The organism is Paenibacillus sp. AGC31 (assembly GCF_057334655.1).
Genome location: NZ_JBHFJH010000047.1, coordinates 120,985 through 145,840, shown reverse-complemented (window position 1 = coordinate 145,840; position 24,856 = coordinate 120,985). Strand labels below are relative to the sequence as shown.

The window sequence follows — 24,856 nt, the reverse complement described above, 5'->3', positions numbered from 1 at the left end:
ATCTTGTCATTTATTATCTGTGAAGGTTCCAATAGAATGGAGGCAATATGGCAGGTTAAGGAGGCAATTAAAGGTGGCAAAATCAATCCAAATGGATGAATTGAAAATGGGGGTCTGTTATTACCCTGAGCACTGGTCGGAAGCGTTGTGGGAGGACGATTTCCGTAGAATGAAAGAGATGAATATCACAGTTATTCGGATGGCTGAATTCGCATGGTCCATCTTTGAAGCAGAAGAAGACCAGTTCGATTTTAGTTTTTTCCAAAAGGCACTGGATCTGGCGCATCAATACGGTTTGAGTGTTATTTTGGGAACACCCACTGCAACTCCACCAGCGTGGTTAACATCCAAATATCCTGAAGTATTAAACGCAAATAAGGACGGGGTGTTGTATCAACACGGAATGCGGCGTCATACCAACTACAGCAGCCCAATCTTCAGACAGCAATGTGAGAAAATCGTGCGCAATATGGTGATTGCCTATAAAGATCATCCGGCTCTTATTGGATGGCAGATCGATAACGAATTCAATTGTCATATGGATGTTTTCTATGCTGAGGCTGACCATGTCGCCTTCCGTGAATGGTTAAAGGATCGTTATGAATCGTTAGAGAATCTGAACCAGGCATGGGGAACCGTTTTCTGGAGTCAGACCTATACTGACTGGGAGCAAGTTCACCTTACCCGAAATATGGTCAGTCAATCGCCCAATCCTCATTTGGCACTAGATGAAAAGAGATTCATCTCAGCAAATACCATTTCATTTGCCAAGCTTCAGGTGGACATCATTCGGGAACTGGATCCGGAACATTGGATCACAACAAACGGTACATTTGGACACTTGGATAATCATGAAATGACAGAGGATTTATTGGATTTTTTCTCCTATGATTCGTATCCGCAGTTTGCCACGATCTTTCCAGGGACAGACGTTAACTCATTACAAGATCGGGCCTGGAGCATGAAACTGTCGAACGTACGCAACATGTCACCGAACTTCTGCGTCATGGAACAACAGTCTGGGCCAGGAGGCTGGGTTGACAGTATAGGCATGGGTACGCCAAGACCGGGACAGATCCGATTATGGTCGTATCAATCTGTTCTTCACGGAACAGATCTGCTCGTCTACTTCCGCTGGCGGACGGCAACATTTGGCACCGAGATGTACTGGCATGGCATCAATGATTACCATAATCAACCCAATAGAAGGGTACGCGAGGTTGCACAAGTAGGGGAAGAGTTTGCCAAGATCGGGCGTGTTATTGCGGGCACTACATATCAAGCCGATGTTGCGATCCTACAGGATTACGATAACATCTGGGACGGAGAGTTGGACGAATGGCACGGTCCGCTTCAGCAACAGAGTGTACGCTCCTGGTATAAACAGCTCCAGTATCGTCATATTCCGACGGACATGGTTACACTGCAACCAACGACAACACTGGAAGAGTTATCCGAATATAAGGTGATCATCTATGCTCATCCGGCCATCATGACAGACGAGACAGCAGAACTTCTGCAAGCCTATGTCAGTCAAGGAGGCACTCTGTTTTTCGGTGCGCGCACCGGATATAAAGATCTCAAGGGGCATTGTTACATGAGACCGTTCCCTGGGGCTGTCGCTGAGTTGTGTGGTGTAACCGTAGAGGACTTTACCTTAATCAAAGGAACCATTCCAGCAGCCAAACTGCAATGGAGTGGGGCGAGTGGGCGACTTCAGGAGGGAACGTCAACGGCCGGATTTAATGAAGTTCTTCATGTGGAGCATCCTGACGTACAGGTTGTGGCTGAGTATACATCCGAATATTATGCAGGTAGTCCTGCATTGACCAAACGTGTGGTAGGTCAGGGGCAAGTATGGTATTATGGAGCGGCTTACAATGAACCGGTCGTTGATGCTATTCTGGATGAAATAGGGCTATCTTCACCTGTGGGTGACCTGGTAGAGGTACCGTCCGAAGTTGAGCTTGGTATCCGTTCCGGTAAGGATAAAGCTTATGTATTTTTACTGAACTACTCGGATCAACAAGTGGCTATCAAGCTTAAGAAGCAAGCAAAAGAGTTACTGTCCGGTACAACACTTCAGAATGAGATCAACATGCCCGCGTATGGTGTATTCATCCTGGAGATTGATTTACCGCAATGAGGAGCCTGTTCTTCAATATAATGAGTTATATATATAAAGAAACACCAAAAACGCCTTGCAGCCATTGCAAGGCGTTTTGTATATGCATCTGGTGTAGCATCCGTTTAGCATGGGCTGTAATGGGGTGTTTTTTTCGTAAACCTATGCTTCGTACAAAATCTCACCTGTCCGGGATACATCATATCCCTCGAATGATTGCAGTTCCTGCCTAAACTCCGGCGATTGGAGAATTCGCAGTACTGATTCAGTCCAGGCTTCATTACCTTGCTTCCTCAGCATGACCAGATCATAGCGCTCCTGAGTGAGCGGGACAAAATCAACCTGACCCACAAGTCGTGCAGCTTTTTCAATGCCAACTCCGACATCAGCTTCACCTGAACTGACTTTGGCAGCCACGCCCATGTGACTGGTTTCCTCGGTTTCATATCCGATCAGACCTGCGGCAGGAATTCCATGCAGCCGAAGTTGCTCATCCAGCAATACTCTCGCGCCAGAACCTTTCTCCCGATTAGCTAGTCTCAGTTCAGGCTTGCTCAGATCGGTCCAATTCTGTAAGTTCTGCGGATTACCACGCTGTACATATAGTCCGGCAGGACGTGACAGCAGGTTTACCACAACATAGGACCGCCCCGTCAGAATTTTGCGAATATACGGCAAGTTATATTCACCCGTATCTCCGTCGAGCAGATGGGTGCTGACCAGATCGGACTCACCGCGATACATCGAGATAAGCCCATCCAGACTACCCATGAACGAGCGTAGCGGACGAATATCCCGAGTTTGTTTTTCCATATGGCGCATTAGAATATCCAGACTGACATCCTGACCTGTTATGACCAGATGCCGTGGTAGAGCAGTCATTGCATGAGCAGAACTCGCTGGAGTAATCGCATGCGCAGACCCAACAGGTGTAGTTGATTGTAAGGAAGTTCCCTGAAAATCACCCTGACCTGGGTGATTTCCTGATGCCGAGGTCTGATGAGGAGTCGGGATACGCTGACCTGAGGACTGAAGTTGCTTGGAGCGACGTTTATATGCCTCCAGATCGGTAGCATCAATCCGCATTTGTTTACCTACACGGTATGCGACGAGGTCTCCTTTTTTGATCAGGTCATAAACTGTCAGTTTCGATATTTTGAGTAGCTTGGATATTTCTTCGGTTGTGTAGGATTGCTCCTCCGTCATAAGTGAAGATCCTCCTTCAAAGGTATAGAGCAATGATGGTTTTGTTATGAATGTTTCTTGTACTATATCATTAATTGAGGGATGCCATAAACCTGAGAACACGCAATAAACGCGTAGGACAGATAACAAAAGCCAAATGTGATCTTAATCACCTTCCCATTTTTTTTGTCTTGTGTATAATTAGATATAATCAATTATAACTAGTTATAACCAAAGATAACGTTGGGGGAGAAATGAATGAGAAAGAGAATCGGATATGTGTTGGGAAGTATGTCACTGGGACTGGCTCTTGTATTGGCTGGTTGCGGCGCAAACACGGGCACTACGGATACATCCACGGGTGCAGAACAAACGACCTCAACGCCAGCGGCATCAGGTGAAAGTTCATCAGCAGAAAATACAGATCCGCAGGAAACGGTAGATCTGACAATCTCTGCGGCGGCAAGTCTGACCGATGCGATGAAAGAGATTGAAAACAATTATGAGCTAGCTAATCCTTATATAGAACTTAATTTTAACTTTGGCGCCTCGGGTGCCTTGCAACAGCAGATTGAACAGGGTGCCCCAGCTGATGTCTTTGTATCGGCGGCAACAAAAAATATGAATGCGCTAGTGGATGAAAACCTGATTGCATCGGGCGATCAGAAGAATTTGCTACAGAATTCACTGGTGGCGATTGTGCCAGCAGATGGGACACACACAGTAACCAGTGAAACGGATCTCACCAGCGACTCCATCAGGACGGTAGCGATTGGGATTCCGGAAAGTGTGCCTGCGGGAACCTATGCCAAGGAAGCTCTGACCAATGCCAAGCTGTGGGATGAACTGGAAAGCAAACTTGTGCAGGGGAAAGACGTTAGACAGGTTCTTCAATATGTAGAGACAGGTAATGCAGATGCAGGATTTGTATATAAAACGGATGCTCTTACTTCGGATCAGGTGAAAATTGCGTTTGAGGTGGACAAGAATAGCTACACACCAGCCAATTATCCGGTAGGTATTATTGAAGGAACGAAACACCGTACGGAAGCCGAACAATTCTATGCGTATTTACAAACCCCTGAAGTGCTCGATATCTTCAAGAAATACGGATTCACAATTCCGGAATGAATGTGAACGCCATAGACTGGTCCGTATTCTGGTCACCGGTGCGCCTATCGCTTCAGGTTGCGTTATTATCCAGCGTAGTGGCCACGGTGCTCGGAATTGCGATAGCCTGGAAGATGTCACGTTCTTCATTTCGGGGAAAGATTCTGCTGGAAACGGCATTTATGCTGCCGCTAGTCCTTCCTCCGACGGTGGTTGGATTTCTGTTACTTGTCATACTGGGGCGTAAAAGTCTGTTTGGACAATGGATCGAAGCCATATTCTCCGCACCGGTTATTTTCACCTGGTGGGCTGCGGTGATTGCTTCGGTGGTGGTTGCTTTTCCACTCGTGTATCAGACGATGAAATCGGGATTCAGCGGTGTGGATCGTGATCTGGAGGATGCGGGTCGTTCGATTGGGGCGAATGAGTGGCAGGTCTTTCGTTACATCTCCCTGCCGCTCGCAGGCAGAGCATTGATGACTGCTTTCATCCTGGGCTTTGCCCGTGCACTTGGGGAATTCGGAGCCACACTGATGATTGCAGGCAATATTCCGGGCAAAACACAAACGGTACCTACGGCAATCTATGTCGCTGTGGATTCGGGCAATCAGACCATGGCCTGGGCGTGGACTGTTTCCATTATTATCATCTCATTTCTCATGTTACTGATGACCAGACAGCAGCGAGATGGGAAAAGCGACTGATTTGATATGTGCTAATATTATATAAAATGATGAAAAATCCGTTTTAAGGAAAGAACTTTTTTCCTTAATGCGGGTTTTTATTACCAATTTCATATGTACCAATATCAATATCCTGCCAAATTGGTCTTAATGGAAATGTAAAGCTGTTTTAACATAAAAAAATAAAAATTTTCCCGAAATTTAATCGTTCAGTACTCGCTTTCAGTGGGCTTGTTCCTGTAAGATAGAAGTAATGGATTCCAGCCAAGTACTGAAATAAGGAGAGACGACGATGAACACTAAATCTGATTGCGGCGTTTCGTTGCAAATCGATGACTATCTGGATCTTTTGCATTTTGCCATCCAAATTCAGGATCAGGAATGGCAGCAATCCCTTATCCGCCAACTCAAAATATTTCAGACGGCGACGGAGCAGCAACGCACACCAGAAGAGGAATTATGGACACGGTTTGATTACATCAACAGCAAACTGACAGGTCTGTGCCACCAGATTCATGCCGCTCATTCCATGGACGAACGCAAGAAGTTCGAGGAACGGATCGGTCTCTTACAATTACAGCGAGTGGAAGTTGCACGTAAAATTAAATGGGCGAGTCGCAGATAGATGAGTAGTGTATACACCAAGTGATGCACCGCCAAAATGGTATAATCAGTGAGAGTCATACAAGAAGAAGCCATCCACCAATCGATATGGGGGATGGCTTTTTCTTGTGCCATAGAGAAGTTCTATAACCTTATCAGGATGTCCTATTAGTTTAGTTATTGCCCAAAGATGACTTGTAATGATATTCTTTGTTCAACCTAATTCCGAGTATACAAGTATGAATGGTTTGTTAAGAGGTTTGAGGATGGGGAGTACACATCATATTCGCTGTGATAACAGCCTGTGGAGGAGATTGGGAATGGTTAAAAAACGGGGGATTCAAAAATTCCGGACAGCACTGCTGTTCATTACAATGCTGGCGGTACTGGCTGGATGCAGCACTGGAACTGCAAGCAATGATTCAGAATCTGCTTCGGCAGCAGGCGACACCAAAGTGAAAAAGATCATTGTAGGAACAGGTACACAGTTCCCAAATGTCTGCTTCATTGATGAGAATGGCAAGTTAACAGGTTATGATGTGGAACTGATCCGGGAGATCGACAAACGTTTGCCTGAGTATGAATTCGAATTCAGCACGATGGATTTCAAAAACCTGCTGCTGAGTCTGGAAACGAAAAAAATTGACCTGATCGCTCACCAGATGGAAGTGAATGATGAGAGACAGGCCAAGTTCCTGTTTAATGATGAAGCCTATAATATTTTTCCAAATAAAATTGTCGTAAGTCAGAAAAATGAGGAAGTAAAATCGATTGAGGATCTAAAAGGGAAAAAACTGATTGTTGGTGCTACAAGTAATGCGGCTGTACTTGCTGAGAAATGGAATGCAGCGAACGGTAACGGGATTGATATCGTCTATTCCGGAGCGGGTGAGGATACCAATACCCAGATCAAAACAGGCCGGGTGGATGCCACCATCAGCACTCAGTTTGCCATTGATTATCAGAATAAGGCGGTTGATGCTCAGCTGAAAACGGTAGGCGATGCCCTCTCCAACTCCAAAGTGTACTTCATTCTGAACAAAGATGAGCAGGAGCTCAAAACCAAAGTGGACGAAGCGCTCAAAGCGATCAAAGAAGACGGAACGTTAGGCAAACTGAGCACAGAGTGGCTTGGAGCTGACTATACGGTTGAAGAGTAGTCTGAGAAAGGTGTGCAGCGGTAATGGGAAAATCATTTGATCTGTCATTAGTTCTGGATTTCATCCCGGAACTGCTACGATATTTGCATATAACACTGATTGTACTGGGTGGTTCCATCGTGCTCGGACTGGTGGGCGGCGTGCTTCTGGCCGTTCCCCGGCTGTATCGGATTCCGGTACTAAGCCAGTTGGCTACCCTGTACGTCTCATTCATGCGGGGCACACCGATCCTGATCAAATTGTTCCTGGTGTATTACGGACTTCCCGAGTTGCTCAAACCCATTGGCATCGACCTATCGAGAACCGACCCGTTGTTATTTGTCATTGTGACCTATGCGCTTAGTGATGCGGCATCTTTTGCCGAGATCTTTCGCGGAGCGGTGCGCAGTGTGGATAAAGGCCAGACGGAAGCAGCCTATGCTGCGGGAATGACCACATTCCAGTCTTTTCGGCGGATTGTTGTTCCGCAGGCACTGATTGTTGCTTTTCCGAACATGGCTAACACGTTAATTGGTTCATTGAAGGATACTTCTCTGGCCTTCTCCATTGGTGTCATGGATATGGTGGGCAGAGGGCAGACGTTAATTTCGGCCACGTCCCACGCACTTGAAGTGTATATCAGTCTGTCTGTGGTCTATTATGTCATTGTTATTGTGCTTGAAAAAGGATTTGCCTTTGCAGAACGCAGACTCCAGCGTCATGAACGTAAGAGAGTTGTACACAAACCGGCAATTCGAGCCAAACGCCTGAAAGAGGTTGTTCAAAAAGTCCGCTTTTGATTACGAATCATGCCTGGCGGCATCTTCTCGGTACTGAAAACCAGACTTTTTGAACTCTCACTGAAACGAATAGCGGGGTGAGCATATGTCGATTGATCTCCAGTTTATCTATACATCTTTTTTTCAAATCCTGAAGGCATTGCCACTGACACTTGTCATTACGATTGTTCCGTTGATTGCAGGCTTCGGAATCGGTCTGGCTACGGCTCTGATCCGTATTTATCGCGTGCGGTGGATTCACCGCATTGCTGACTTCTACGTTTCATTCCTGCGTGGAACACCGATGCTGATGCATCTATTCCTCATCTATTACGGCATTCCGATGATTATCGATAAGCTGGCGGAACGTTACGGTTGGGCTTTCCAATCCTCGTCGATTCCTATTCTCGTATTTGTACTGATTGCTTTCTCGCTCACTGCGGGCGCCTATATGTCCGAGATTATCCGTTCAGGCATTCTTGCTGTGGATATCGGCCAGATGGAGGCGGCTCACGCTGTAGGCATGAGCACATTTCAGGCTTTAAGACGTATCATCATCCCTCAAGCAATCGGGGCTGTATTGCCTAACCTGTGCAGTATGTTTGTTGGGTTCCTGCATGGATCAACACTCGCTTTTACCGTGTCTCAGATGGATATCCTCGGTAAAGCGGATGTGGTGGCATCCGTCAGTCTGAAGTTTCTGGAGGCCTTTATCGCCGCAGCGTTCATCTATTGGGGGCTGACCATCATTGCCGAGCGGATCACTGCTCTGCTTGAGCGTCGGGTTGCCGTGTACAGCAAAGGAGGCGTGTCATGATTACACTAACCAACATACACAAAACTTTTGGCAAGCAGGAAGTATTGAAGGGAATTGATCTGACCGTGGAACAGGGTGATGTCGTAGCGATCCTTGGACCGAGCGGATCAGGTAAAACAACGCTGCTGCGCTGCGTCAATTTTCTGGAACGTGCCGATGAGGGCGAGGTTCAGATCAGTGGATTAACCGTCGATTGCAAGCATGCACGCAAACATGACATTGTGCAGTTGAGACGAAAAACAGCGATGGTGTTCCAGCATTATAATCTGTTCAAACACAAGACAGTGCTGGATAACGTCACCGAGGGATTAATTATTGCCCAGAAAATGTCCAAAGCCGATGCCCGCACTCGTGCCCTGCATGTGCTTGAACAAGTTGGACTGTCTGCCAAAATCAATGAGTATCCAAGTATGTTGTCAGGTGGACAACAACAACGGGTGGGCATCGCCAGAGCACTGGCACTGAATCCCGAAGTGATTTTGTTTGATGAACCGACCTCGGCGCTGGACCCCGAGCTTGTGGGTGAGGTGTTGTCTGTCATCCGCTCCATTGCTCAAGAGGGGATTACCATGATTGTAGTTACCCATGAAATGGGGTTTGCCCGTGAGGTGGCAAGTCGGGTTGTATTCATGGATGGAGGTTCCGTTGTGGAGGAAGGAACCCCGGAGGAGGTGTTTGTACGTCCCAAGCAGGAACGTACTCGTCAATTCCTCAGTCGATATTCTTCCGACTGGAGTTATGTCATCTGACGATATAGGCGCAAGCTGTAGTAACTGACGATCCCGGCCCGGCATATGCTGTAACAGGCAAATGCTGATAGGCCGGGTTTTTCTATGGGTGAAGCAGGCCGTGACGGTAAGGAGGAGGACCATGCAGAGCAAAATCGATGAAATCATCACACATATTGCACACTCTCACCAGCAGATCGCACGTGTGCTGGATGCCAAACGCCAAGTCGCTGTACGCATGTCTGAAATCATCAATCATTTGCCAGATATCGAACCGGAGTTGGATGGCGTTGACGGTCTGCTGGATAGCTCTGGGCAAATCAACAAAAGCATTATCTCTTACTTGGGGGGCCTTGCAGATCTGGAAGAGGCTGTAGCCGAAACGCTGACCCAAGTCATGCGGGAGATCGCGGTTCAAGAAGAAGAATAAGCCCGGAAGGCGGGTGAAGGAACATGAGTAGAGAACAGAGCCTCATTCTGATGCTGGACGCAGCAGCCAAAATGCAGTGGAATATTGCCCTGATCTTGGAGGCAAAAGCGATTGAGGCCGAGAAGGTACGGAACTGGACGCTGAATCATTTGAATGGGGATACCTTTCTGACGCACGGGGATCAGGTAGGCGAGCCGCTCAAAATGCATGATCAGCTGGTGGAATTGCTGGAAGGTTTAACCCGGATGGAGACCGGACTGTGCAACAATCTCAAAGCGGTGATGGTACAGAACGATAGCGAAGATGGCGGCGGTATGGACGGGGGCATGTTTGGCGGCATGGATCTGGGAGACATGGGAAAATGAGTCTGATGCGGCGTGAGCAGGAAGCCAAACTGGCGCTCATTGAATCCATTGCACACAGTCAGCAGGCGCTGGCACGCATTCTGGACAGTGTAGCCAGTGTAACCGCTCATTCGGAAGTATCCGCCCGCAGTCTGGCCGAAAACATTCGTTTGCTGAGTCGCTATCAGGCAGAAATGTCTCGTATGGTTACGGGAATCAGGCTGGCCCGAATCCAGCATGGGGAGCCTGGCTTGCCGTGGCTCAAAGACCCCGGGTGTGCAATTCGTATCGTTCGGGACATACAGGAGGAATGTTGACATGTTAAAGAAGAAGAAAATACGACTGAGAACCAAAAGAGCTTTGTTAATCCGTGGAGCCCGTCTGCGCAAAATTCGCAAACTGCGTGCGCTCAGAGCCAAACGTGTTCTTCACAAACGCCCACTTAAAGGACGCAGTGCGTGGCTCAAAAAAAAGAAACGTGCGGTACGGCGGCACCGGAGTCCAAAGCCCGTACAACCAGTCGTCCCGGCTACCCCTACCGATCCGAACCCGGACGGTGCGTACAGCCAGGGATACAACGAGGCGTACAACGAGGGATTCAACGCGGGTTTCGCCAAGGGATTCGAGGACGGACATCAGCTGGCGTACAAAGCACAGTAACCGAGTAGACACGATTATTCCTGCATCGAATGATACCTGTCTAGCAGTTAGCCCGGGGGACAGATCCCTCCGGGCTATTTGCATCGCCGCAAAAGCGGACATGCCCGTACAGGCGGATGTGGAGGGCATGCGCCAATTTTGCGCCTTGCAGGACACCCGTCCATGATGCATCTGACCCCGAGGCATATCCTTTAGAGGGAAGACCAATCTCGGGGAGAGTCTGGAAGTGAGATCTCCTGAAGGAAGACAGGGTGAAGAATGTGGCAAAACGAAGGCACCGTCCGCTGACCGAAGCGGAAACGGCTTACCGCGGCGGATATGCAGAAGGCCGCAGATTCGGCGGCTGTCAAGCCATGATGGAGCGGGTGCAGATGTTTGAACCGACCCTGCGGGACATGAAGGTGTTATATATCCCGCAAGGATTCGATGCCATCGATGAAGGTGTCACCTTGGCTCTGCAGCAATCTGTACGTGAATGCGTTGTTGGATCGCCAGCAGCGATGTTGCAGGAAGCCAGTCAGCATCGGCCCGATGTTGTGCTCGTTATGAATGGTCTGCATGTATTTCCCGCAGATCATGTAGAGCAGGTGAATGGCATACGTGCACTCGGTATCCGAACTGCCGTGTGGTTTGTGGATGATCCGTATTTCACCGAAGATACAACGTCCCTTTGTCAGCATTATGATGTCGTGTTCACGCATGAAGAGGCCGCCGTACCCTTCTATCTGGGACATGGAGCGAACCAGGTCATCTATATGCCACTCGCGGTGAATCCAGGCATGTTTCAACCGCGGCGCGCCGCACCGCAGCATCAGCACGACATTTGTTTTATCGGTACCGGATTCTGGAACCGGATTGCCTTGTTCGACGAGCTGGCCCCTTTTCTTGCGGACAAAAAGGTATTCATTGCGGGTAGCCAGTGGAACCGATTGACACGCTATGATGTACTAGGCCGTTTCATCCACGAAGGATGGATTGCTCCTGGAGAGACAGTAGATTATTACAATGGCGCCAAGATTGTCATTAACATTCACCGGACTTGCGAGAATGGGGAAGACAATCGCAACACACATCATCTTGAAGGTCACTCGATTAATCCACGCACGTATGAGATTAGCGCATGCGGCACAATGCAGATTACGGATGCACGTGCAGATTTACCCCGTTATTATAAGCCGGGATATGACATCGAGACGTTCACCAACGCAGCGGAACTTCAGCGCAAGATCCACTATTATCTGAAGCATGAAGAAGAACGACAGGCGATGGCGTGGCGTGGACTTCTCACCACGATGAACCAGCATACATTCACTCGCCGGATCGGTCAGTTGCTGGAACATTTGTAATCCCCGTCTGAAGTGCAGCATCAACAAGAACCCTATCCCAAAAAATAAAGGAGTGGCGGTATGTCTCTCAAACACCGTAAAACCAAAAAGGTTCATGCACCCGTACTGAGCCTGGCTGATCAAGCGCGCAAAAATGGGCAACATGCCGGATATGACGCAGGTAAGGAAGAAGGATATCTGCGCGGTCGCGCCAACTATATTGTGAATTGTGCACAGGAACCGTTGCCTTTCCGACAGCTTCATGTGCTGTATGTATCCTCGGGTAAAGGCTTCCCTTATTCCCCGTTGGATGAGGCCATTATGGCCACGTTACAGGGTATGGTAGCTCAAGTAACCCTCTCTGATCCGCGTCAACCGGTTTCTGAAATTGCGCTGCAGACGCGTCCTGATCTTGTGCTGGTGCTGGATGGAATGGATATCCCCATCGAGCATATCGATGCGATTCGCCAAGCGGGCATTCAGACGGCGATCTGGCTGACGGATGACCCGTACTATACAGATATGACGCTGGATATTGTGACACATTTTGACCATGTCTTCACGCTGGAACTGAACTGTATCGATCTATATCGACAAATCGGCTGCGCGTCAGTACACTACCTCCCTTTTGCCGCATTCACTAATCATTACTTTCCAATTACAACCCCTTCCCCGTTAAAACGGGATGTCAGCTTTATCGGCTCGGCCTACTGGAACCGGGTATACTTCTTCAATCCGATCATGCCTCAGTTGATGTCACACAATACGGTATTTAACGGAATCTGGTGGGATCGCCTGCCTGACTACACTGCCTATGGCGAGAAGATTGAACTTGGTCGCTGGATGAGTCCGCCGGAGACCAATGATGTGTACAATGGCACCAAAATTGTCATCAACCTGCATCGATCCCACGAAGATGATTCCGTTAATAATAATCACCTCAAAATCCCGCCAGCCTCACCGAACCCTAGAACGTTTGAAATTGCCGCGTCCACGACGCTGCAGCTGACCGACGCCCGGGATGACATTGCGCGTTTCTACAAACCGGGTGTGGAGATTGAGACATATTCCTCGCCGCAGGAGTTACTCGACAAAGTGGAATATTATCTTACTCATGAAAAGGAACGCCGTGAGATTGCACTTCGTGGACTCGAACGTACACTGAAAGACCACACGTATGGCAAAAGAATTAATGAAATGTTAACCATCATATTCCCTTAATTCTGGCCGGGAGGAGGTGTGCACAGTACCCTGTATCGGATACCCGTGTACAGGGTCCGTGCGGCCATGGCAACGAAACCAAAGATGATGTTATTTTCACATGTGTGTAATACTCGCAGCATTACAGGCGCCGAGAAGCTGCTGCTTCATTTTATGAGAGAGATCGGTGCGATCTTTGAATGTGTGCTCGTAGCTCCTCAGGAGGGGAAGCTTGCGGGGCTTGCGCGAAGATTCGGCATTCAGGTCAAAATATGTACTCTGCCGATGCTTCACGGTGTGTACACACCTTATCTGGGCATTGCAGATGATGCGGAGCATCTTCGTCATACACCAGCGTTTCAGGAAGCAGTCTCCCTAATACGGGAGACTGCTCCCGATATGGTGTTAACGAACACCTGCGTTAATGTACTGCCGGCTGTAGCGGCAAAGTCCCTTCAGATTCCGGTCATCTGGAAGATTACCGAGATCATTCATACGAATGAACATACAACCGAGGCGATCCAGATGATTGGCCGTTACGCGGATTGGATTATCGGTATATCCGAGACAGCTGTAGCCCCATTCCAAGAAGCCGGCATAGGTGACAAAGTGACCATTATCTCCCCAACTTGGGAACCCGCGCTACCAGCCCCGGACCGCTGGGTTCATCTGCGCGAACGCAAGCGTAAGGAGCTCGGTTTCAAATCATCACAGACCTGTATCGGTTATATTTCTTCATTTATATATGATGCCAAAGGGTTGAAACCTTTTGTGGATATGGCCTTGAGGATCTGTGAAACGCATTCGCGTTGTCGCTTCTGGATCATCGGGGCACCATCGGATAAAAAGTATTACGACGAGTGTGTATCACGGGTGAAAAAATCCGGGTATTCACGCCGGTTTACCTTCACTACGTTTGAAGAGAACGTATCTCTGGCATATACCGCGATGGATATCCTGGTCATCCCAAGCATGGTCAAAGAAGGATTTGGCATGACCGCACTGGAGGGTCTCTATTTTGCCAAACCGGTCATCGCTTTCGCTCAGGGTGGACTGAAGGAACTAATGGAATCCGTAGGCAGTGATGCATTTCTGGCCCCGCCGGGCGATACCGAAGCGCTTGTCACCTTGGCAACAACCTTGCTGAATGATGCAGAGCTGGCCTCAACTACAGGATGGCGCAATCGGACAGAAGCGGAAAGGCTCTACGGCGTTGAAACCTACCGAACAAAATTGCATACGATGGTGACACAGTGGTTATTGCGTTTTCCCGGATGGTTTGCTTATATCCAACCTCCGAATGGACCGGTGTATGCCCATGGAGAGGGCGGACTACGCACTGTACTGGTTCTGGAGCCGGCTACGGTTCGGGCACTGTTATTCCCGCTGACCGTCATCCAGGCGTTGCCACATTCCTCATTACCTCCAATCGCATTGGGTCACGATGCTCCTGTTGCCTCAGGTACTGTCCCAGCTGCAAAGCTGATTCCACGGAGGGGCAAAACACGGAAGCGTCGTCGCAAGCCACTTGCACCTCATTCTCGCCGAGACCGTGAGGGACTGAAACGTACTTCCGGAACTGGCAGACGTAAGGGGAGACTCCGTACAACGAAGGGACCGCGTCCACATATGGGGAAATCGGCTAGTCGCAGACGCAAATCTGCCAAGGCAGGACGTAGCCGAGCAGGGCGCAAGGGTTCCAATACAAGATGAAGGCAGGGATTACGATGAAGATCATGACGGTGCTGGGTACGAGACCTGAGATCATACGGCTCAGCCTGATCATCTCCAAGCTGGACCAGTACGCGTCCAAACATATTCTGGTGCACACGGGACAGAACTTCACGGAAAGTCTCAGCGGTCTCTTTTTCAAGGAAATGGGCCTGCGCGCACCGGATTACGTTCTTCAGGATGAAGCGGCCACTCTGGGACGACAGCTATCCTCGATGTTTACGCAGATGGAAGATCTGATATTGCAGGAGAAACCCGATAAATTGCTGCTGCTCGGCGATACCAATAGCGCATTATGTGCAATATTGGCTGAGCGCATGGGTGTTCCTGTTATTCATATGGAAGCAGGCAATCGTTGCTTCGACCTGGATGTGCCTGAAGAGAAAAATCGTAAGGTTATTGATGCCATCTCCACCGTTAATATGCCTTACACGGAACAGAGCAAGAAACATTTGGTCAGTGAAGGGGTACCAAGCAGGCGCATCGTGCTAACGGGCAATCCCATCTATGAAGTAATGCAGCACTACGACGCGCAAGTAAGTTCCAGCAAAATACTGAAAAAGCTCAAGCTGAAGTCTGGGCAATACTTCCTGGTTACTGCCCATCGAGCCGAGAATGTGGATCATGCCCCTCATTTGCTGGAGATTATGAAAGGACTGAACCAGGTCGCAGAGGAACACGGGTTGCGTGTGATCTGCAGTATTCATCCGCGTACCGCAATCCGGATCGCGGAGCATCTGCAACTGGAGATGAACCCGCTGGTGGAGTTTCACGAGCCGTTTGGATTCTTCGACTTTGTAATGCTTGAACGTCATGCACGCTGTGCACTTACGGATAGCGGTACCGTGCAGGAAGAGTGTTGCATTATGGGCGTGCCGACCGTAACGATGCGTCGAACTACCGAGCGGCCGGAAACGGTCGATTGTGGCAGCAATGTAGTCTCCGGTCTGGATGCCGCGCGCATCGCTGATTGCGTGAAAGTCATGACAAAGATGTCTAGCGACTGGGATTGCCCGCAAGGTTACAAAGCCACAGATGTATCCAGTAAAGTGGTTAAATTTCTGCTTGGAGGGAAAATGCATGTTTGAAAATAAACGTATACTCGTGACTGGCGGTACGGGATCATGGGGTTATGAACTTGTGGCTCAACTACTGCCCCAGCAGCCCAAAGAAATTATTGTATATTCCCGGAACGAGTCCAGCCAAGTGGCTATGAGTCGTGAATTTGAAGACCCACGTCTTCATTTCCGGATTGGAGATATTCGTGACAAGGACGCCTTGACGGCGGCTTGCCAGCATGTGGACTATGTATTTCATCTGGCTGCGCTCAAGCATGTTCCGGTGTGTGAAGACCAACCGTACGAAGCACTCAAAACCAATGTGATTGGTACACAGAACGTGATCGAGGCCGCTATTGAGAACAAGGTGGAAAAAGTAATCTATATCTCAACTGACAAGGCTGCCAATCCGTCCAACTTCTATGGCATGACAAAAGCGATCGGCGAGAAATTAATTGTATATGCAAACTTGTTACACAGTGATACCAAGTTTGTTACGGTACGGGGTGGGAATGTACTGGGGACAAATGGAAGTGTGGTACATCTGTTCAAGAATCAGATCCGCCAGAAAGGGCAGGTCTCCATCACGGATATGAGTATGACTCGATTTTTTCTTACGCTGAAGGATGCAATCACCTTGCTGTTCAAAGCTTCGGTGGAAAGTGTCGGCGGAGAGATCTTTGTCATGACGATGCCTACCTGCAAAATTGTTGATCTCGCGGAAGTGCTGATTGAGGATTCCGGTGTGGAGAATGTGAGCATTGTGGAACGTGGCATTCGTCCAGGGGAGAAAATTCATGAAATATTGATGAGTGAATTCGAGAGCATGACCACCGTTGTCTACGATGAGCAGTACCTGGTAATTCTTCCTACCCTGGGCATACCGGGTCTGCGTGAACACTATACCAATTGTCCCCCGGTCTCCTTTAACAGTTTCAGTTCTGAGCATCAACTCATGACCAAAGAGGAGATTCGTGAAATTCTGAAACGCGGAGGATTCCTGTCATGAAACTGCTGATACTTGGTGGAAACGGAATGGCCGGCCATATTCTGGTCGACTATTTCCGCCGTCAAGGTGTACACAGCGTCTTCTACACATCTCGGGATGTAACCGACCCCAATGGTCTGCTCCTGGATGTGAACGACAGCTTCATGGTTGATCGATTGGTAGAAGCTGTGCACCCGGATGTGATTATTAATGCTGTAGGTGTGTTGAACAACTTCGCAGATGAGGACAAAATTACTGCATATCATATTAACGGTTTCCTGCCACATCGTCTGCGGCGGGTTGCAGATACGATTGGTGCACGCCTGATTCATATCAGCACAGACTGTGTGTTCAGTGGAGAACGGGGAGCATATCGGGAAGATGATGTTACGGATGGGACTTCAGCTTACGCCATCACCAAAGCCCTAGGTGAAGTTCAGGATGAAGGTCATCTGACGATCCGTACGTCCATCATTGGACCCGAGATTCGCCAGGGCGGCATTGGTCTGATGCAATGGTTTATGTCCAGCACAGGTGAAGTCGGAGGCTATACCCGCGTATTCTGGAACGGTGTGACCACACTTGAGCTGGCCAAATGGGTAGACCATTACCTGGCCTCATCGGTTAGTGGTCTGATTCACCTAGCTCATCCGGCACCTGTCAGCAAGCATGACCTGCTTGTATTGTTCAAGCAGACCTGGGATAAGCAGGATGTGACGATTGTTCGTGATGACAGTGTCGTGCAGGACCGTACGCTGGTGTCCACTCGCGAGGATGTGAAAACAGACCTGCCGGATTATTCTACAATGCTGAAGGAGTTGGCATTATGGATGGAGCAGAGCTGAGAGGCAAGAAAGTGCTGATTACAGGCGCATCCGGTTTTACCGGGCGACATGCCGTATCTTATTTTCGGGAAGTTGGTGCAGTGGTTGCGGCGGTAGTCCGGAGGCCGAATGTGTTTTCATTTGGTAAAGGTACTCAGGTCCATGTCTGTGATCTGAATGATAAACAGCAAGTGCGTCATCTGATCGGCGAGGTGCAGCCCGACTATGTGCTGCATCTCGCTGGCAAAAATTCAGTGCCTGATTCGTGGTCTGATCCGCTACTGGTCCTGGAGACCAATGTGATGGCCGTGCTGTATCTGCTGGATGCGCTTCGCAGTTGTCCGACAGCACGAACCGTTATTGTAGGATCGCGGTTAAAATATACGCCGGAACCTGGCCAGATTCCCCAGCCTCCGCATCCATACAGTCTCAGTAAAGCGCTGGAAGAGATGGTGTCCTTGTCGTGGATGTCGCTCTTCGGACAACAGATCATGCTGGCGGAGCCAGGCAATCTGATTGGTGCGGGTCCTTCCACAGGCATATGTTCACTGCTTGCACGCCATGTTGTTGCCTGTGAGCAGGCAGGCAAAACCGAGGCATTCCGTCTGTCCGGACGGGACAATACGCGTGACTTTCTGGATGTGCGGGATGCGGTCAGAGGGTATGCGACCCTCCTGGTACACGGGTCCAGCGGTACAGTATACCCGGTGGTGTCTGGAGTCGAGCGCAGTCTTGGTGAAATTGCAGATCTGCTGTTGTCCATGACAGAAGCGGAAGTCCCTGTTCGCTGGGATGGGGCATCTTCTGGTCCGGATGGTTCGGGGAAACAGGAGGAATTATCACTGCTGCGCAAGCTTGGCTGGCAGCCGATGATTCCATTTGCCACATCACTTCAGGATATCCTGAGTGATGTTCGTGTCCAGCAAGGGAGGACGACAAGTTGAATCCGAGAGTATCCATTGTCATTCCATTCTACAACTGCCCTTATGTGCCTCAGGCAATTCATAGTGCACTGAACCAGACGTATCCCCATGTGGAGATCGTTGTTGTGAATGACGGTTCAACCCGGCATGCAGAGTTGCTTCAACCCTATCTTCCTTATATTAATGTGCTTGGCAAAAGCAATGGCGGGACGGCTTCGGCACTTAATCATGGCATCCGCCATGCTTCTGGTGATTATGTAGCCTGGCTCAGTTCGGATGATTATCTGTACCCGGATAAAATTCGTTATCAGCTGGAGTTTATGCAACGCGAGAATGTGCTCGTCTCCCATACGAACTTTCATTATATCAACGAGCATTCGGCAGTTACCAGAATGCATGGTGGGCCTGAACCGATGGCCGATCTGGATTGGCTGCGAGTGTTCGTTAACAGCAATCCGGTCAACGGTTGTACTGTCATGATCCGCAAGGATCTGTTCAGCGGAGTGGGATTGTTTGATGAGCTTCTGCCCTACACCCATGATCTGGATCTCTGGATGCGGATTTTGCTAAACGGTCATCGGTTCCCATACCTGAATGAACCACTTACTGCCTATCGGTGGCATGGGGGAATGGGATCGGTACGTCATGCGGATGTCATCGGCAGAGAGGCATCCATGGTATGGTCCAGATATCGCGAACCGCTGTTGCAGCGAATAGCGACGCTTGGCGGGTAGCGTAGGGAGGGCAGTTAAGAAAGCCAAAAGATGGCTGATTAACGCCCTCTTTGCGCAGCATTTTACCTAAGACAGTAAGAGGAGGGGAAGGCCCGAATGGAGCCAAAAGTATCGATCGTCATTCCTTTTTACAATTGTGCTTATATCGAGCAGGCTGTTCACAGTGCCATTCACCAGACGTATCCGCATATCGAAGTCATCGTGGTGGATGATGGGTCAACCGAGCATGTGGAGCGGCTACAACCGTTCATGGATTCCATCCGCTATATTCGCAAAGAAAACGGTGGAACCGCGACAGCATTAAATGAAGGAATCAAACATGCAACAGGGGATTACTTTGTTTGGCTCAGCTCGGATGATGTGATGCTGCTGGACCGGGTGGAGAAACAACTGACGTTTATGCGAGAGGTCAAGGCTTCATTCTGCCATGGTGCCTACCATTATGTGAATGAGAAAAGTGAATGGTTGGATACGGTGCATCCGGAAGTGGGAAGTCGTCTGGAGATGTTGCAGGTACTGCTGGAAGGTTGTCCGATCAACGGCTGTACTGTCATGTTAGAGATGGAAGCATTTGAGCGGTTTGGACTGTTCGACACTGATTTTCGCTACACCCATGACTATGAGATGTGGATGAGGCTGTTTCCAATGTATGAGCTGTTCTACTACAATGAACCTCTGATGTGTTACCGATTGCATGAGTCAATGGGAACCAAACGTCACTTCAAGGCACTCGTTGCCGAGATGGAACGGGTTCAGGCGAAGCATCGGCCGATTCTGTTCAACTTGCTTCAGGTTGGCGGGTACTGGAAGTAGATGGATTTGGCAACGATGGCTGAATGGAATAGGTGTTAATTGGACAGGAGAGCACCCTTATGAAACACTTTTGAAGTGTTATAAGTGGAAGCTCTTTTTTTGCTCTATGGACAGATTCGTGGACAGAAAGGGTGAACGATTGCTGAAGTCTCTGTATAATGAAATGATTCATACACGGAAGGGACTGGACTATGCGCAGATATCAATATCTTAAACCCAACTATTAATAAACTAATGGAGGTAAGAGTATTGATTACAGAGTTATACACAGAACGGTTATATTTGCGAAAAATGAACGTATCGGATGCGGCCAGCTTGTTTAAAATTTGGTCTGATCCGGATGTAACTAGATTTATGAATATCACTCATTTTACGGATGAAAATCAAGCTATAGCCATGATTAATCTTCTGAATGATCTTGCTCAGGAAAACAAGGCCATTCGGTTCTCTATCCTTGTGCAAGAGTCCAACGAAATCATAGGTTCCTGTGGTTATAATTCACTGGATTTTGACAATCTTAAAGCAGAAATTGGGTATGACATTGCCAAATCACACTGGGGGAAAGGATATGCTACGGAAGCGATCTCTTCTTTGTTAGCTCATGCATTCTCGACTATGAAGCTGAATCGAATGGAAGCAAAGGTTGACCCCGGTAATGTGAATTCTATCAGGCTATTACAAAAGCTCAATTTCACATATGAAGGCACTCTCAGAGCATACGAGACGGTAGGCGAAACGTTCAGTGATCTGAATATGTATTCCAAGTTGTTGACAGATTAAAACGATCTGTAATAGCGTGTTCTCGGTCCGTTAGAACACATATGAAGCGAGCAAGGGGTGTCCTCAGTCATTCATATGACAGATGGGACACCCCTTGTTTGATATTTCGGCATGTTATATGAAGACGGCATATCATTGGACAACTCAATCTTTTGAATTCATGATCGCCATCGATGCAGGATCGGGAAATACATATCCTTTAGGCAGCTTTTTCATCAATTCATTCATTACAGTGTAATCCACGTCGATGTGAGGTGTGGAAACTGGAGTCGAAAACCAGCGATTGTATAGATCACTCGGTACAAGTAACGTCATATTGTATGTCCTCCTCTATAAATGGCTTCTTGGTAGACTTGAAATGTGCGAAACCCCATCACTTCCAGTGAACGGTATTGTTCAGCCCAGGCTTTCGCCGCCGCACCCACTGTTCTCCGGGTAACATGATCCTCAAGTAGTGCATCCAACAGTTCACGGAGCGAGTCGACATCCTGCGGAGGAACAACCCATCCCGTACGTCCAGGTTCAACCATCTCGGGCATGCCGGCTGTGCCACTGACGATAACAGGTACACCCGCAAGTTGCGCTTCGGTAACGGAGAACGGCTGGGTGTCCTGCAGGCTGGGCTGGACATAGATATCTGCATGGCGCAGGAAGGAAGGAATATTGTCCAACTTGCCCCAGAACACAACATCGGCTCCAATACCCGTTGACGCGGCTTGTGACCGCAATTCATCGGTTAGATTGCCTTCTCCTGCGATCCAGCAGACCCAATCGGAACGTTTGTTTTTCAGACTGGCTAAGGCCTTGATTAACACATGAACGCCCTTGATGTATTCAAGTCGTCCGGTAAAGGCAATGACTTTCTTGCCCGCAGGTGGTCGCTGGCGGAACTTCACAGCTGCTGAGGCGCGGTAGGCTGGGAGATCTATAGCATAGGGAATCTGTCTGAACTTTGATTCAGGAACGGCAAACTCTGTAAGCGTACTCTTGATCCAGTGGCTTGACACGAGAATGAGCTCGGACTGTGCTGCGCTTCGCTCTTCCAATGAGAGAAAATAACGTCCACGCTTGGATTGCAAATATGAAGGGAGAGTAAGCTGTGGGTTGGAATTTTGAGCATCGTAAAAGGCTTCGCGTGCAAGAGCGCCATGATAGCTTGTAACCAGTGGGATATTGCGGTTCAAGATGCGTTTTATGGCTACCGCAGCTACCGGATCTTGAGCATGAATAACGTCATAATGGTCCACCCCCAGATAAGCGGCCGCCATCTCGAAGGCATATCTATTCAGTTCATAATAAGCGAGAAGAGGATCGGCAGTGAATTGTGGCAGATCAGTCGGATTGAGTTTGGCTTGCAGCATGGGCCACACCTTATCCTTGGAGAAAGCGCGGTTGAGATTACGAACATATACTTCGTTATTGGCACCATTTGTGCCCATGATATCAACCTCTACACCAAGTGCGATTAACCTGTCGGCCAGTTGTTTAACATATGTCCATATGCCTCCCATATGTGTAAGCTCCCAATACGTAACGAGCAGAACCTTCATAGCTACCTCCTTGTCACGGCCTGCACCGGCCGAGCTTCGATCCTTTTATTCTATGAAAAAAGAGGACCGGAAGGTCGGGCATTTCCGTGTAATTGGTCGAAAATGGGTGAATGCAAATGGCAATGGACGAGAGGAAGCATATCCTATGTACAGGAAGGTTCATGTGCTCCGAAGGAGGGATCTACAGTGGCGGTATATTTACTTGAGATTCATGAGAATCTGTTACAGACATTTGTTCCCGTCAAGTACATGGATGTGGAGTTGGCCTATGTGGGCGGCGAGGAAGGGACGGATGTATATGTTGGTGGAGCCAGTATTCACGGAGAACTGTACCGGCACCTTTTTCACCTAACGTCAAATTCAGGGGGGGCGGGCGGTAATCAGGTCATTCATAATCTGGATGTCACATCCGAGCCTTATGAACTGAGGGTTATCAGCAACAGTTCTTCACCGAATCATCTGGTTATTCGAATATATTGCAGAAGTATTCACGGTCAGACATTGGGCATACTGTCAGAATATCAGATGATGAAGCTTGCAGATTGATATGGACATCATTGCATAGTCATGATTAACCAACGTGTGGAGCAGGGAAGGTGCCTGTTCCATTTTTTTGTGAGCATCCATAGTAGAAATGCTTAAAAAAATAGCTTGACAGCAAAGGTATTTTCATTAGAATTAGATCAGTATTAAACGAAAGTTTAAAACGATAGTTTGAATTTAGTCGTCAATATAGGCTGAGTGAGACGCATGAATACGCCTGCGATCTCCTGCCGGAAAAGAGTGTGGAGAACGTGAAAGAACAAACAGCAGGACTTCAGGAGCCCGCAGAGTTTTCAATCAAAACGATTATACTGCCACTCCTGGCTATTATCGTAGGTATGATCATGGTTATACTGGACAGCACGGTGGTGAACGTGGCCATTCCCAATCTGGTTCAATATTTTGAGACGGATCTTAAAACGATCCAATGGACGGTTACGGGTTACACCTTGGCTTTGTCTGCAGTTATTCCACTGGCAGGCTGGTTAACGGACCGTTTTGGTGCCAAAAGAGTATTCCTGTTCACCATTGCCATGTTTACCTTGGGTTCAGTGTTATGCTCGATCGCTCAATCACCTGAGCAATTAATCATTTACCGTATCATTCAAGGCCTTGGTGGAGGCATGGTTGCTCCTATTGGTATGGCGATGGTCTTTCGTCTGGCTCCGCCTGAGCGAAGAGGTTCCATCATGGGGATGCTGGGAATTCCCATGCTGCTTGCCCCCGCATTGGGTCCGGTGTTGTCCGGGTGGTTTATTGAATCACTGAGCTGGCACTGGATCTTCCTGATTAACTTGCCCATTGGTATTGCAGCTTTCATTCTATGTATCAAGTTTTTGCCGGATACAGATCGTGGACGCACACCTGCACTGGATCTGCTCGGCATGATTCTGGCGCCAATTGCGTTCTCGATGCTGGCTTACGGTGTGAGTGAGGGTGGAACGAGCTGGACGTCTGCAACAACTTTGACGGGTGTCATTGTGGGTGGTGTAGCGCTCATTTTGTTCATTATTGTGGAGCTTCGTCATCAAAATCCATTGCTCGAACTCCGGGTATTCAAATCATCTGATTTCTCACGGGGAATTATTCTCGCATGGGTGTCACAGGTGGCGCTGTTCGGTGCGATGATCCTGATCCCGCTTTATTTGCAGCAGATCAAAGGATACACTGCACTGGAAACTGGATTAATTCTGCTGCCACAGGCATTGGCTTCCGGTGTGGGTATGCCGCTTGGTGGTCGGTTGTTTGATAAAATCGGTGCTAGACCTCTGGCCTTTGTGGGTCTGGGTATTATCTCGGGAGCATTGTTTATTCTGTCCTCCATCACGGCAGAGACAGGTCTTGGCCTAATTATAACGGCTCTGGTCATGATGGGTCTGGGTATGGGCTTGTCCATGATGCCACTCAACACGCATGTATTAAATGCTGCACCGCGCAAGTTGGTTGGACGGGTTACACCGCTCACGGCTGCTGCACAGCAAGTAGTCGTGTCCTTTGCGGTTGCAGGGCTTACAGGCTTCCTGACTTCAAGAATCGCAGACAATACAACGAGTACAGAGCCGACCGCTATCGTTCATGGTTTGGTGGCTGGTTTCAATGATACGTTCTTCCTGGCCGCTTGTATTGCATTGTTCGGATGTTTGCTCAGTCTGATTCTGCGCAAACCTAAGCCGATGCCGAAAGAAGAGCTTCAAAATGGCGACAAGCCTGATCCCGCGATGATGATGGGACACTAACATTCTATAAAAACCATAATAGGGCAGTTCAGAGAAATTTTGCTGAAC

The 24,856-nt window shown here is 48.6% G+C and carries 27 protein-coding genes; 24 read left to right on the top strand and 3 right to left on the bottom strand.

Going from position 1 to position 24,856, the window contains the following annotated elements; genetic code table 11:
- The first annotated feature begins 73 nt into the window (after positions 1–73).
- Positions 74–2,146, top strand: a complete 2,073-nt coding sequence (locus ACE04G_RS28465) for a beta-galactosidase (protein WP_449004616.1) — start codon at positions 74–76, stop codon at positions 2,144–2,146.
- 141 nt (positions 2,147–2,287) lie between these two features.
- Here the strand turns inward: ACE04G_RS28465 and ACE04G_RS28460 are convergent, their stop codons facing one another.
- Positions 2,288–3,331, bottom strand: coding sequence for a substrate-binding domain-containing protein (locus tag ACE04G_RS28460; RefSeq protein WP_449004617.1), 1,044 nt, complete (start codon positions 3,329–3,331; stop codon positions 2,288–2,290).
- A 237-nt stretch (positions 3,332–3,568) separates the two neighbouring features.
- Here ACE04G_RS28460 and modA point away from each other — a divergent pair, with 237 nt between their 5' ends.
- The 21 genes from modA to ACE04G_RS28355 all read left to right on the top strand — a co-directional run bounded on the left by modA (position 3,569) and on the right by ACE04G_RS28355 (position 20,979).
- Positions 3,569–4,441, top strand: coding sequence for a molybdate ABC transporter substrate-binding protein (modA, locus tag ACE04G_RS28455; RefSeq protein WP_221820952.1), 873 nt, complete (start codon positions 3,569–3,571; stop codon positions 4,439–4,441).
- Positions 4,438–5,124, top strand: coding sequence for a molybdate ABC transporter permease subunit (modB, locus tag ACE04G_RS28450; RefSeq protein ID WP_449004618.1), 687 nt, complete (start codon positions 4,438–4,440; stop codon positions 5,122–5,124). The genes modA and modB overlap by 4 nt, the downstream gene beginning before the upstream one ends.
- A gap of 271 nt (positions 5,125–5,395) precedes the next feature.
- A complete protein-coding gene (locus ACE04G_RS28445) occupies positions 5,396–5,728 on the top strand; it encodes a hypothetical protein (protein WP_017692504.1) in 333 nt (110 codons plus the stop codon).
- 316 nt (positions 5,729–6,044) lie between these two features.
- Complete coding sequence (locus tag ACE04G_RS28440) at positions 6,045–6,866, top strand: transporter substrate-binding domain-containing protein (RefSeq protein WP_423804645.1); 822 nt, start codon at positions 6,045–6,047, stop codon at positions 6,864–6,866.
- Between the two features lie 23 nt (positions 6,867–6,889).
- A complete protein-coding gene (locus tag ACE04G_RS28435) occupies positions 6,890–7,645 on the top strand; it encodes an amino acid ABC transporter permease (protein ID WP_036605839.1) in 756 nt (251 codons plus the stop codon).
- 85 nt (positions 7,646–7,730) lie between these two features.
- The gene (locus ACE04G_RS28430; RefSeq protein WP_036673453.1) at positions 7,731–8,441 is read left to right on the top strand and encodes an amino acid ABC transporter permease; all 711 of its coding nucleotides are present in this window, start codon (positions 7,731–7,733) and stop codon (positions 8,439–8,441) included.
- Positions 8,438–9,190 carry an amino acid ABC transporter ATP-binding protein gene (locus ACE04G_RS28425; RefSeq protein ID WP_449004619.1) on the top strand — a complete coding sequence of 251 codons (753 nt, stop codon included), beginning with the start codon at positions 8,438–8,440 and terminating at the stop codon, positions 9,188–9,190. Before ACE04G_RS28430 ends, ACE04G_RS28425 begins: the two co-directional genes overlap by 4 nt.
- A 121-nt stretch (positions 9,191–9,311) precedes the next feature.
- Positions 9,312–9,599 (top strand): hypothetical protein, encoded by a 288-nt coding sequence (locus tag ACE04G_RS28420; RefSeq protein ID WP_017692509.1) that lies wholly within the window; start codon positions 9,312–9,314, stop codon positions 9,597–9,599.
- A 23-nt stretch (positions 9,600–9,622) separates the two neighbouring features.
- Positions 9,623–9,964: an alpha-helical endospore appendage domain-containing protein gene (locus ACE04G_RS28415; RefSeq protein WP_017692510.1), complete on the top strand. Its 342-nt coding sequence runs from the start codon at positions 9,623–9,625 to the stop codon at positions 9,962–9,964.
- Complete coding sequence (locus ACE04G_RS28410) at positions 9,961–10,260, top strand: hypothetical protein (RefSeq protein WP_017692511.1); 300 nt, start codon at positions 9,961–9,963, stop codon at positions 10,258–10,260. The genes ACE04G_RS28415 and ACE04G_RS28410 overlap by 4 nt, the downstream gene beginning before the upstream one ends.
- A gap of 1 nt (position 10,261) precedes the next feature.
- The gene (locus ACE04G_RS28405; protein WP_051446920.1) at positions 10,262–10,603 is read left to right on the top strand and encodes a FliH/SctL family protein; all 342 of its coding nucleotides are present in this window, start codon (positions 10,262–10,264) and stop codon (positions 10,601–10,603) included.
- Between the two features lie 251 nt (positions 10,604–10,854).
- Positions 10,855–11,949, top strand: a complete 1,095-nt coding sequence (locus ACE04G_RS28400; RefSeq protein ID WP_449004620.1) for a CgeB family protein — start codon at positions 10,855–10,857, stop codon at positions 11,947–11,949.
- A gap of 60 nt (positions 11,950–12,009) precedes the next feature.
- The gene (locus ACE04G_RS28395) at positions 12,010–13,149 is read left to right on the top strand and encodes a CgeB family protein (protein WP_091020900.1); all 1,140 of its coding nucleotides are present in this window, start codon (positions 12,010–12,012) and stop codon (positions 13,147–13,149) included.
- Between the two features lie 66 nt (positions 13,150–13,215).
- Positions 13,216–14,841: a glycosyltransferase family 4 protein gene (locus tag ACE04G_RS28390; protein ID WP_449004621.1), complete on the top strand. Its 1,626-nt coding sequence runs from the start codon at positions 13,216–13,218 to the stop codon at positions 14,839–14,841.
- Positions 14,842–14,855: 14 nt separating this feature from the next.
- Positions 14,856–15,947, top strand: a complete 1,092-nt coding sequence (wecB, locus tag ACE04G_RS28385; protein WP_339185449.1) for a non-hydrolyzing UDP-N-acetylglucosamine 2-epimerase — start codon at positions 14,856–14,858, stop codon at positions 15,945–15,947.
- Positions 15,940–16,926 (top strand): polysaccharide biosynthesis protein, encoded by a 987-nt coding sequence (locus tag ACE04G_RS28380; protein ID WP_017692517.1) that lies wholly within the window; start codon positions 15,940–15,942, stop codon positions 16,924–16,926. The genes wecB and ACE04G_RS28380 overlap by 8 nt, the downstream gene beginning before the upstream one ends.
- Positions 16,923–17,750, top strand: a complete 828-nt coding sequence (locus ACE04G_RS28375) for a dTDP-4-dehydrorhamnose reductase family protein (RefSeq protein WP_036605842.1) — start codon at positions 16,923–16,925, stop codon at positions 17,748–17,750. The genes ACE04G_RS28380 and ACE04G_RS28375 overlap by 4 nt, the downstream gene beginning before the upstream one ends.
- On the top strand, positions 17,732–18,673 hold the full coding sequence (locus ACE04G_RS28370; RefSeq protein WP_449004622.1) for an NAD-dependent epimerase/dehydratase family protein: 942 nt from the start codon (positions 17,732–17,734) through the stop codon (positions 18,671–18,673). The genes ACE04G_RS28375 and ACE04G_RS28370 overlap by 19 nt, the downstream gene beginning before the upstream one ends.
- Entirely contained in the window at positions 18,670–19,386 is a 717-nt protein-coding gene (locus tag ACE04G_RS28365) for a glycosyltransferase (protein WP_221820936.1), read from the top strand. The genes ACE04G_RS28370 and ACE04G_RS28365 overlap by 4 nt, the downstream gene beginning before the upstream one ends.
- Before the next feature lie 96 nt (positions 19,387–19,482).
- A complete protein-coding gene (locus ACE04G_RS28360; RefSeq protein WP_449004623.1) occupies positions 19,483–20,199 on the top strand; it encodes a glycosyltransferase in 717 nt (238 codons plus the stop codon).
- A gap of 249 nt (positions 20,200–20,448) precedes the next feature.
- Positions 20,449–20,979, top strand: coding sequence for a GNAT family N-acetyltransferase (locus ACE04G_RS28355; protein ID WP_449004624.1), 531 nt, complete (start codon positions 20,449–20,451; stop codon positions 20,977–20,979).
- A gap of 144 nt (positions 20,980–21,123) precedes the next feature.
- On the opposite strand, the gene ACE04G_RS28350 is transcribed toward ACE04G_RS28355, so the two are convergent.
- Both ACE04G_RS28350 and ACE04G_RS28345 read right to left on the bottom strand, forming a co-directional pair.
- A complete protein-coding gene (locus tag ACE04G_RS28350; protein ID WP_176873013.1) occupies positions 21,124–21,294 on the bottom strand; it encodes a hypothetical protein in 171 nt (56 codons plus the stop codon).
- Positions 21,291–22,529 (bottom strand): glycosyltransferase family 4 protein, encoded by a 1,239-nt coding sequence (locus ACE04G_RS28345; RefSeq protein WP_449004625.1) that lies wholly within the window; start codon positions 22,527–22,529, stop codon positions 21,291–21,293. Before ACE04G_RS28345 ends, ACE04G_RS28350 begins: the two co-directional genes overlap by 4 nt.
- Positions 22,530–22,715: 186 nt before the next feature.
- Here ACE04G_RS28345 and ACE04G_RS28340 point away from each other — a divergent pair, with 186 nt between their 5' ends.
- Together ACE04G_RS28340 and ACE04G_RS28335 are read left to right on the top strand one after the other, a co-directional pair.
- A complete protein-coding gene (locus tag ACE04G_RS28340; RefSeq protein WP_339305506.1) occupies positions 22,716–23,075 on the top strand; it encodes a hypothetical protein in 360 nt (119 codons plus the stop codon).
- A 248-nt stretch (positions 23,076–23,323) separates the two neighbouring features.
- The gene (locus ACE04G_RS28335) at positions 23,324–24,808 is read left to right on the top strand and encodes a DHA2 family efflux MFS transporter permease subunit (protein ID WP_449004626.1); all 1,485 of its coding nucleotides are present in this window, start codon (positions 23,324–23,326) and stop codon (positions 24,806–24,808) included.
- Positions 24,809–24,856 lie beyond the last annotated feature (48 nt).

Coding starts and splice junctions, on each gene's coding strand:
- ACE04G_RS28390 (WP_449004621.1), top strand. CDS start 13,216: ATGGCAACGAAACCAAAGATGATGTTATTTTCACATGTGTGTAATACT.
- ACE04G_RS28395 (WP_091020900.1), top strand. CDS start 12,010: ATGTCTCTCAAACACCGTAAAACCAAAAAGGTTCATGCACCCGTACTG.
- ACE04G_RS28460 (WP_449004617.1), bottom strand. CDS start 3,331: ATGACGGAGGAGCAATCCTACACAACCGAAGAAATATCCAAGCTACTC.
- ACE04G_RS28360 (WP_449004623.1), top strand. CDS start 19,483: ATGGAGCCAAAAGTATCGATCGTCATTCCTTTTTACAATTGTGCTTAT.
- ACE04G_RS28350 (WP_176873013.1), bottom strand. CDS start 21,294: ATGACGTTACTTGTACCGAGTGATCTATACAATCGCTGGTTTTCGACT.
- ACE04G_RS28405 (WP_051446920.1), top strand. CDS start 10,262: ATGTTAAAGAAGAAGAAAATACGACTGAGAACCAAAAGAGCTTTGTTA.
- ACE04G_RS28435 (WP_036605839.1), top strand. CDS start 6,890: ATGGGAAAATCATTTGATCTGTCATTAGTTCTGGATTTCATCCCGGAA.
- modB (WP_449004618.1), top strand. CDS start 4,438: ATGAATGTGAACGCCATAGACTGGTCCGTATTCTGGTCACCGGTGCGC.
- ACE04G_RS28445 (WP_017692504.1), top strand. CDS start 5,396: ATGAACACTAAATCTGATTGCGGCGTTTCGTTGCAAATCGATGACTAT.
- ACE04G_RS28425 (WP_449004619.1), top strand. CDS start 8,438: ATGATTACACTAACCAACATACACAAAACTTTTGGCAAGCAGGAAGTA.
- modA (WP_221820952.1), top strand. CDS start 3,569: ATGAGAAAGAGAATCGGATATGTGTTGGGAAGTATGTCACTGGGACTG.
- ACE04G_RS28415 (WP_017692510.1), top strand. CDS start 9,623: ATGAGTAGAGAACAGAGCCTCATTCTGATGCTGGACGCAGCAGCCAAA.
- ACE04G_RS28345 (WP_449004625.1), bottom strand. CDS start 22,529: ATGAAGGTTCTGCTCGTTACGTATTGGGAGCTTACACATATGGGAGGC.
- wecB (WP_339185449.1), top strand. CDS start 14,856: ATGAAGATCATGACGGTGCTGGGTACGAGACCTGAGATCATACGGCTC.
- ACE04G_RS28370 (WP_449004622.1), top strand. CDS start 17,732: ATGGATGGAGCAGAGCTGAGAGGCAAGAAAGTGCTGATTACAGGCGCA.
- ACE04G_RS28430 (WP_036673453.1), top strand. CDS start 7,731: ATGTCGATTGATCTCCAGTTTATCTATACATCTTTTTTTCAAATCCTG.
- ACE04G_RS28420 (WP_017692509.1), top strand. CDS start 9,312: ATGCAGAGCAAAATCGATGAAATCATCACACATATTGCACACTCTCAC.
- ACE04G_RS28375 (WP_036605842.1), top strand. CDS start 16,923: ATGAAACTGCTGATACTTGGTGGAAACGGAATGGCCGGCCATATTCTG.
- ACE04G_RS28410 (WP_017692511.1), top strand. CDS start 9,961: ATGAGTCTGATGCGGCGTGAGCAGGAAGCCAAACTGGCGCTCATTGAA.
- ACE04G_RS28380 (WP_017692517.1), top strand. CDS start 15,940: ATGTTTGAAAATAAACGTATACTCGTGACTGGCGGTACGGGATCATGG.